At 48.2% G+C, this 8,084-nt stretch carries 9 protein-coding genes; 2 read left to right on the forward strand and 7 right to left on the reverse strand.

Annotated features, from left to right (window positions below; genetic code table 11):
- Positions 1 to 60: 60 nt before the first annotated feature.
- Positions 61 to 1,758 carry a S16 family serine protease gene (locus tag H598_RS0109275; RefSeq protein WP_156896987.1) on the reverse strand — a complete coding sequence of 566 codons (1,698 nt, stop codon included), beginning with the start codon at positions 1,756 to 1,758 and terminating at the stop codon, positions 61 to 63.
- Between the two features lie 128 nt (positions 1,759 to 1,886).
- Here H598_RS0109275 and H598_RS0109280 point away from each other — a divergent pair, with 128 nt between their 5' ends.
- A complete protein-coding gene (locus tag H598_RS0109280; protein ID WP_028112780.1) occupies positions 1,887 to 3,158 on the forward strand; it encodes a tyrosine-type recombinase/integrase in 1,272 nt (423 codons plus the stop codon).
- A gap of 254 nt (positions 3,159 to 3,412) precedes the next feature.
- Here H598_RS0109280 and H598_RS0109285 read toward each other — a convergent pair whose 3' ends face one another.
- The 6 genes from H598_RS0109285 to H598_RS0109305 all read right to left on the reverse strand — a co-directional run bounded on the left by H598_RS0109285 (position 3,413) and on the right by H598_RS0109305 (position 7,510).
- Positions 3,413 to 3,718, reverse strand: coding sequence for a hypothetical protein (locus H598_RS0109285; RefSeq protein ID WP_028112781.1), 306 nt, complete (start codon positions 3,716 to 3,718; stop codon positions 3,413 to 3,415).
- Positions 3,719 to 4,055: 337 nt separating this feature from the next.
- Positions 4,056 to 4,448, reverse strand: coding sequence for a hypothetical protein (locus H598_RS0109290; protein WP_156896988.1), 393 nt, complete (start codon positions 4,446 to 4,448; stop codon positions 4,056 to 4,058).
- 74 nt (positions 4,449 to 4,522) lie between these two features.
- Positions 4,523 to 5,071, reverse strand: coding sequence for a hypothetical protein (locus tag H598_RS0109295; RefSeq protein WP_028112783.1), 549 nt, complete (start codon positions 5,069 to 5,071; stop codon positions 4,523 to 4,525).
- Between the two features lie 341 nt (positions 5,072 to 5,412).
- Positions 5,413 to 5,844, reverse strand: a complete 432-nt coding sequence (locus tag H598_RS26470) for a hypothetical protein (RefSeq protein ID WP_156896989.1) — start codon at positions 5,842 to 5,844, stop codon at positions 5,413 to 5,415.
- A 176-nt stretch (positions 5,845 to 6,020) separates the two neighbouring features.
- Positions 6,021 to 6,710: a hypothetical protein gene (locus H598_RS0109300; RefSeq protein ID WP_028112784.1), complete on the reverse strand. Its 690-nt coding sequence runs from the start codon at positions 6,708 to 6,710 to the stop codon at positions 6,021 to 6,023.
- Between the two features lie 173 nt (positions 6,711 to 6,883).
- The gene (locus H598_RS0109305) at positions 6,884 to 7,510 is read right to left on the reverse strand and encodes a hypothetical protein (protein WP_028112785.1); all 627 of its coding nucleotides are present in this window, start codon (positions 7,508 to 7,510) and stop codon (positions 6,884 to 6,886) included.
- Between the two features lie 176 nt (positions 7,511 to 7,686).
- On the opposite strand from H598_RS0109305, the gene H598_RS0109310 reads away from it, so the two are divergent.
- Positions 7,687 to 8,084, forward strand: a 398-nt coding sequence (locus H598_RS0109310; RefSeq protein WP_028112786.1) for a hypothetical protein, incomplete at its 3' end; no start/stop codon positions are given.

Genomic DNA, 8,084 nt, shown 5'->3' on the forward strand with positions numbered 1-8,084 from the left:
GACATCCTCTAATTAAGATGCCACCAGATTAGCGAACGCGTGTTCACTAAACAACTCCGATCAGCTGAGTCTCAGTCGCTCTTTGATGCGATCCAGCAGTGTCAGTGGCTCGTCACCTGCACCGACCAGTTGAGCCAAGCGTAATTGCACCTTGCCATACAGGCTCTCTTCCGGGTACTGGTTGTCCTTATCAGCTTCGGCCAGGGGAATGTCGCTGACCAACTCCAGCGCCTGTTCCACCTTATCGACCTGATACAGGTGGAAGCGCTTTTCAAGCACAGCTTGAATAACTTCATCACTGAGATTCAGCTGACGCATGTTAGCTGAAGGCAGGATGACCCCCTGGTCGCCGGTCAGGCCGCGACTGTTGCAAACTCGAAAGAAGCCTTCAATTTTCTGGTTGATACCGCCAATTGCCTGCACGTTGCCGAACTGATCCACCGCGCCGGTCATGGCCATATTCTGAGCAATGGGGGCATCGGCGATGGCGGAGATCAGGCTGCAGTATTCTGCCAATGAGGCGCTGTCGCCATCGATGGTCTGGTAGGACTGTTCAAACACGATATTGGCATTGAGGTGCAGCGGCGCATCGCGGCCAAACAGTCGGTACAGGCAGGCGGACAAAATCATCATCCCCTTGGCGTGGATGTTGCCGCCGAGATCGGATTTACGCTCGACGTCGGCCACTTCGCCGTCACCATAATGCACCGTGGTGGTGATTCGCGCCGGCTCACCGTAGCTGTGGCCACAATAATCCACCACCGTCAGGCCGTTGATCTGGCCCACCGCTTGTCCCTGGGTTTGAACCAGCACCATCTGCTCACGAATCGATTCATGGGACGACTCTTCCAGCGCGTTATGCATCTGGCTCTGCAGAGCGAGGGCAGCGTTGATCTCTTGCTCACTGACTTCGTCGCTGGTGCCACCATCCAGCAGCTTGAATAGCTTGTTGATCTCTGACCAGGACAGGCTCAGCTTCTCCTGGTGTTCCACCAGGCGGCTGGCATGGCGGGCCAATCGGGTGGCTGCGGCCGTGGACAACTCGCGCTGGCACAGGCGTCGACATTCGCCGTTGGCGGCGGTCATCCACTGGCTCTGCTGGTCGGCGTTTACCGCTTCCATCTCTGGCTGGCATTCGCCGTAGAGGTTGATGATGTCTGAAAAGTTGCTGTCAAAGCCGTTGAGGTTATCGTAATCCGCCGCACTGCCGATGATCACCACCTGGCATTGAACCGGTAGTTGGCGATCGCCTAGAGAATAGTGACCGGTTTCCAGTGCCTGCTTGAGTGGCCACCACACCGATGGTCGATCCAGCAGGTATTCCACCGGAATTGCCAACAGTCGAGTCTGGCCCAGCAACCCGGGGCTGGTAGCGCCATCGGTGCGAGTGTGGCCATAGAGCGCCTGGCGGGACAGGATTCGGTCTACCACCAACGAGTCACAGACCGAGTCGTTACTGGCTTGGCGACCCGAAACGCTGCCCAAAGTGGCAGAGCCGGTCAGGCGGTTAAGATCAGCCAGCACGGCCAAACCGCTTAAGCCAACGGTGGTGCTCAAATACAGATGATTGGCGCTTTGAGCCACCAGCGCCTGCCAGCAGGCGATGAGCCGGCTCTGGCCCAGCAACAGGGCAGGGTACTCAGGGGCGGCATTGGGGGTGGCAGACTCAGAAAATTGTGGAAAAAGCTGGGTCTCTAGTAAGCGATAACTTTGGCGGTTGACCAACTGGCCGTACTCCATCAGCGGAAAAGCCGCCAATATACCACACTTCAGCGACCAAAATGCCAGCCAAGGGCAGGGGGCTGATCTCGGTTTTTTAATATGATACTGTATGTTTATACAGTTATCGATAAAAGGCGCACTTTGTGAACCAGCACGCACCGGCCATGGCGTTGTTTGATACTTTGAAATACTTCGACCAACCCAATTATTATGTCAATAAATACATAGCGTTACAGATTGAGGGTGGGGTGTCTGATGCCGGGTTAACCTACGAGTTGGCCTACGACTGGCTACTGGAACAAAAAGCCATTGAGAACAACTTCAAAAGCCATCGCAGTGAATTAACGACGTTTTTCCATTGGTTGTGGCAGGTGGAGCAATGTTCGATTTTGCAGGTGGACCGGCGCAGCTTGGCGCGTTACCTGGAGTTCTGCCAGCAACCCCCGGCGGAGCTTATCGGCTTTTGCAATGTACCGCAGTTTCAGCTTAAAGACGGCGAACGGCGGCCAAACCCCAAATGGCGGCCGTTTCTGGGCAAGAAAGACCTGGGTCAGGAGTTGGCGTACCAGCTGTCTCATTCGGCCATTCGCACCAAGTTGGCACTGTTATCGGCATTCTTTTCCTATCTGATTGATGTGGACTTTGGCGACCGCAATCCGGCCGCCATTTTGCTGCGGGCCGGACGTTACAAGAACAATCAGCAACACCTGACCGCCCGAGAAGACGATGAAAACTTAAAGGCGTTCAGTGAACTGCAATGGTCTTATGTGATGGCATGCGTAGACAGGCTGGCCGAACAGCAGCCGGACGAGCACCAGCGCAGCCGGTTTTTGATCAGTTTGATGTACAGTTGTTATCTGCGAATCTCCGAAGTGGCCGCCAGGCCGGGTTTTTCGCCGGTGATGGGCCAGTTTCGACGGGATAAAAAAACCGGTGTCTGGGGCTTCTTTGTGCCGCTGAGTAAGTCCGGCAAATCTGGCACCGTGGCGGTGTCTGATGCGTTGCTGGATGCACTGAAACAGTATCGCGGCTATCTGGGATTGGCAGAACTGCCGGCACCGGACGAACAGACACCGTTATTTGTGCGGCATAAGGCATCGGCTCATGGTCGCGATGCTGGCGTGCGTCATGCCAATCTGGGCATTCGCCAGATTCGGGAAGTGATTGACGGCATCATTGCCAGTGCCGCCGATGACGCCGAGGCCGATGGACTGAACCAGGACGCCGCAGAGATGCGCACCATGACCACACACAGTTTGCGCCATACCGGCATCAGCCATGACATCAACATTCATCAGCGGCCGTTGTCCCATGTGCAGGCCGACGCCAGACACGACAGCATCGACACCACGTCGCGGTATCTGCACACCAGTCGGGTTGAACGTCATCAAAGCGCCGCGCGTAAGCCCATGGATGGCCTGGCGAATCAGGGGTAATGCCGATAACGCTATTTATCGGCTTCAAATGCGGGGCCCGTGTTCTAGGTCTCGTGTTCGATACGCAATTGCGCACAATGTATATTATGGTAAATAGAGGATAAATAGGATTGAAGCCCTATGGGCTCTGTCCCCCTGGTTACCTGCAGCGTCATGTCGCCCTCGACCGTTCGCTATGGCGCTGTCTACGTTATTGGTGTTCATCGCTCGTTGGTGGTCGATACTGCTGTGATTACTCACGCTTACACGCCTAGTTACGAGTAAAACAACTGCTCTTGGCATACGCCGTTGTCACTAAAGCGAATCAAGCCGGCGCCAATAACCTCACCAATCTGCCATTTACACCATGCCTTGTCGCCATCGACCATCACATCAGAGATTTGCATCTCATCGCCAAGCTTTCTCAATTCAGCAATGTACTGAGGCAGATCATTTCTCTCTACCACTGCGCCGTTTTTGTCGAGAAGCCGATAATCGGCCGTCACATTTTCCGCGATGATTTGAGGGTCTAAACTGCTAAAACCACTGGCATAGCCAGCTAACTTATCTTGTGCTGACATGGCTCTGTCCTTTATCGGTAGCGCTGACACACTTTCGCAGTATAGTACCTGTTCGTAATGGTAATGATGGTGGAAGCTAATCCGAAACCATTCAGTGGAATTGCCATACGTAGGCTCCGGGCCAGACATCGCTGAATGGTTCGTGAAACATGCTGTGGTCGAATCCACAGCAAAGCCTAAATCGTTGAATGAGTTGTTAATTGGTAACAATAAAGTGCTTAAGCGCGGTCAACATTGGCTCTGTCATAGCGACATTGCTGGTGTGATGTTGCACAGAAAACTCAGTCAACTGCCCTACTCTTTTTTGCGGCAGCAAGGCTGTACCTATCAGTAAACCTTAGGACTCCCAGGCTTTAAAGCGTTCCTGGTAGCTGAACACTTCAAAAGCGGGGACCTGGCCATTGAGTAGCACCGGAACATTGATGGTGCTTCGATCGCTACCGTCGCACTCTGGCGGCCATACGACCCAATCAATATCGTAGTACCACCACCCACTTTGGGATTCGCTGGATCGTTTCAATGCACAAGAATCGAACTGAGGGTCGGCCTGGGGATAGGCTTTTAGCATTGTCGCCACCACGACTCGAGAGGCTTTAATAGCGTCTCGCGGCGATAACGGGGGAAACGCTTCGTCGTCTAACCAGCGAGGAGAATCCGCGCCGTTTTCCTCTCCAAAAGCAAATTTGAACAGCAACTCTTCAAAATAATACGAGTAGATCTTTACCATCATCGATTCCTGGTGGAATGCACAGTTAAGGAGAGGAACATCAGCAATACTGCTGACGGCGTATCTCTTATGGCGCGTTAGGCCATTAACGCTTCCGATGCTTGATGGAAATTCACCCGCTTAGCAAAGACTTTGAACTCAGCCACGTTGTCGTAGCTTACTCTGACAACCGAGGTGGCCGTCTTCAGCAGAATATGAAGCTTCCTTTTATGCCGATAGTAATCAATGACATTCAGTCTTAACGCTGCGACCACGTCTTTCAGAAGCTGAGTGGCGTTAACCTCATGGTCAACATGTACAATGATTCCATCACAGGCTTTAGACTCAACCTGCCCCCACGGGCAGGCCGATTGTTCTTGAGTATTTAACTGGATGATATCCTGCTCATGAGCGTAGATTTTCCCGACTCGTGCTGAGGCATTGAGCTGGTACACAACATCGTTGTTTTTCTCATCCCAAAATATCCCTTGAACAATGCCCTGTTCGGTAAAGACCTGTTTTATCCAATTGGCTTGATCGCGATGGCAGTGATGAAACGACAGTCTTTGACCAAGGGTAAACTTAGCCCGAGAGGCGGTGCGTTCCAAAGGTACAAAACCATTCACACTTGCTGTTTTTATCTTCATTTCTGGTTCAAATTTTAAGGATACATCCAAGGGAACAACAGTTTAGATGAAAGAAAGCAAAGAAGAAATCAGCAGGTCTTAGTGAGGTCACGGTCACCTAAGCCCCCTACCCGTTCAATCTCTTGCTTCAGCCTGCCCACGCCTTGGGTTAAGAAGCAGTCAGCAACTCTACCGTTGCCAGCGACTGAGAGTCTCGTATAAGAAAGCTTCTATGGGTGTTTGCGGCAAGACCTCTATCAGACAAGCGAAATCGCATCGTTTGGTTAGTTCGACACACTGCCAGTTCAGTCGGTCGGGAGTGTGTATTACCCCTTGACTGAGAGAAGGCTCATATGTGTCAATTACCCATAGCGCCAATCTCTAACTGTTTTGATAATAATGTTGTGAATTGTAGAAACAGCCAATGCAACCAAGGGAACATAAATCGTAACTATTAATAAAATTGAAATTAATCCTCCCCTAAATAATTTTTCCAGTACTTCATCAGAACTATGCGACCAACCTGCAATATACCCATCCGAAAAGACACAAAATGCAGAATAAAAATACAGATAACTAAAGGCAATACTTATACCATCAAGCTTTAATTTAGTTGATAGGACTTTCTTTGTAAGAAGAGGACCAATCACCAAATAGATGATGAACAATATTAAATCAGTTCTATATTTTACTAAATCATTTGCCAAATTCCCTTTGGTAGCGAATGAAATAACTAAAGTCATACTAACGATGGTTATCGCGCTACATAAAATAAATTTTGATTTTTGATTCATGCTATTCCTGATTACTTTGTTCCAAAGCCGCCTTATACGCCTTATAGTTTAATCAGACATCCATACTAAGATAGCTCATGACCTTTCTCAATGATGGATACAATGTGATAAGCACTTAGCGCCTGCGTAAAATTACGCCGCCAGGCGTCATTTTGACGCACTTGTTAAGTTTGACCTCATTTGTAGTAATACGACTTTACCCAGCCATACTTTCTATTATTTTCTTCACACCATTTACAAAAACCATAAGTATAGTTCCCAGAAAACCACTCTTCGTAGTCCTTATAAAGCCGGGAATAGTATTTATGTCCTTCAATTAGTTGATCTTCAATACAATTACCATTTTTTAGCAGAAACTCTGCTGATTCTTTGATTGTTGAGTTCGCAGTTTTTAAATCTGTAATCAGAGTATCGGGTAAATGATGCGCCCCAAAATAAAGCTCTTCTATATAGTCTGCCGCTAACATATTTTTTGCTACAATGTTCTCAGGGTCAACTAACAAGGCCTCTTTCAACAAATCACGATTACAAACATCCCCAATTGCTTTATATACCTCTTTACCAAACCCTGACTGATTAGCCTTGGCTAAATACACGAGTTCCTTTGCTGATCTCAACTCAAAACCTCTTAGCAGCAATGGAAGAATGCATTTTACGAAAATCGGGTATTGTATTTTTCTACTGTGGTTTTTACCTAATCCGTCTTCACATAGTGAAAACAGAAACCCCTTGAATTTTTCAGGCCCGATATTTTCAATCTTTTTCACAATATTCAACAAAGCTCTATTAGCCTGTTTCTTGAGACCTGACTCCCTCAGTTCATTATATTGATTCCAATCGGCCTCGATCTCTGGTGGATAATTCATATTCGACTCCGATGACACTTAACGCCGCGTTAAGTAGTGAGCAACGCTACCACCGAACTAAACCATTGTGCCATAAACACAAAACCCAACCTTGAACTGAAAATGCCAAGCGTTGGGAATGATCCTGACCCGATAAAGTGGACACGGGTTTGTTAGGCTCTTTCTCTCACAACCTAATTACCCTCGATAGGGCAATTACTATCTATGTTTTTTGCTTTTGAATACAGCGATAATGCTGACCGTGCCACCAAATCTATCTCCAACGTCACCCAAGTATTTTTTAACGAGTTTTCAACTGACATACCTGTCATTTCTCGAATTGACGGCATAGCGATATTTAGCTTCTGTAATTCATCTTTTAGAGAAAACAAAGTAGGTAAGTCAAAGCAGGTGTTAGCAAGATCATTATTGATCAACAGGTCAATATGAGTCACAGAAAAGGCACGAAATTCAATAGGCTTAATTCCCATATAATATCTACTTTTTCCATCAATAATCAAATTTAAAGTGTCTCGATGACGCTCTGAGGATTCGTCAAATACCCTCACGAGTGAAGACAACTCTTGCTGTTTTTTTTCTGCCTCTTTTAATGAGGTAACTAAGTGCTGAGCTAGCACCAACCAAACAGATAGAATTGCTGATAAGGTCACGACTCTACTTAAAACCTTGGAATCAAAACCGTGTGATACCAATAAGTCACAAATTTTTTTAAATTTGGGTATTTCAACAAGCCTATGCATTGCAACTACTACAATGAACACCAAAAATGGTACTAAATAGATTAATACGTATTCCAACATGTTGTCGCTTTGCTCCTAGTGCCTAACGCCTGCGATAAAGTAGTTTAATCAGACACCCATACTAGTTTAATCAGACACCCATACTAAGATAGCTCTAGTTTAATCAGACACCCATACTAAGATAGCTCTGAAGCCATCACCTATACTGTGATTTTGTTAGTTTCAAGGATGAGACTATGCCCACAGCCAGAAGCCAACAGGTATCGTTGCAAGATACCCCTTTCTATCACTGCGTCAGTCGTTGTGTTCGCCGCAGTTTCCTTTGTGGCATCGATACCTACACCGGCATCAGTTACGAACACCGCCGCGACTGGGTCGAAAAACGGTTACTCGAATTAAGTCAGGCGTTTGCCATCGAAGTTTGTGCCTATGCGGTGATGAGTAACCATACCCATGTGGTACTGCATATCGATGCCCAACAAGCCAACGACTGGAGCACCTTGGAGGTACTCAATCGATGGCACCGACTGTTTGGCGGGACTGAAGTTACTCGCCGTTATTGTGACGACGAGCAGCGTGACAATCTAGCCAGTGTTGAGCGCCACCAGGTTGAACGCAAAGCGGAGCTCTACCG

The sequence above is a fragment of the Ferrimonas kyonanensis DSM 18153 genome (assembly GCF_000425405.1).
Classification (GTDB): domain Bacteria; phylum Pseudomonadota; class Gammaproteobacteria; order Enterobacterales; family Shewanellaceae; genus Ferrimonas; species Ferrimonas kyonanensis.

Bases quoted from the DNA above. Each gene is read 5' to 3' on its own strand.
- H598_RS0109280 (WP_028112780.1), top strand. From the start codon at position 1,887: ATGGCGTTGTTTGATACTTTGAAATACTTCGACCAACCCAATTATTAT.
- H598_RS0109285 (WP_028112781.1), bottom strand. From the start codon at position 3,718: ATGTCAGCACAAGATAAGTTAGCTGGCTATGCCAGTGGTTTTAGCAGT.
- H598_RS0109290 (WP_156896988.1), bottom strand. From the start codon at position 4,448: ATGATGGTAAAGATCTACTCGTATTATTTTGAAGAGTTGCTGTTCAAA.
- H598_RS0109295 (WP_028112783.1), bottom strand. From the start codon at position 5,071: ATGAAGATAAAAACAGCAAGTGTGAATGGTTTTGTACCTTTGGAACGC.
- H598_RS26470 (WP_156896989.1), bottom strand. From the start codon at position 5,844: ATGAATCAAAAATCAAAATTTATTTTATGTAGCGCGATAACCATCGTT.
- H598_RS0109300 (WP_028112784.1), bottom strand. From the start codon at position 6,710: ATGAATTATCCACCAGAGATCGAGGCCGATTGGAATCAATATAATGAA.
- H598_RS0109305 (WP_028112785.1), bottom strand. From the start codon at position 7,510: ATGTTGGAATACGTATTAATCTATTTAGTACCATTTTTGGTGTTCATT.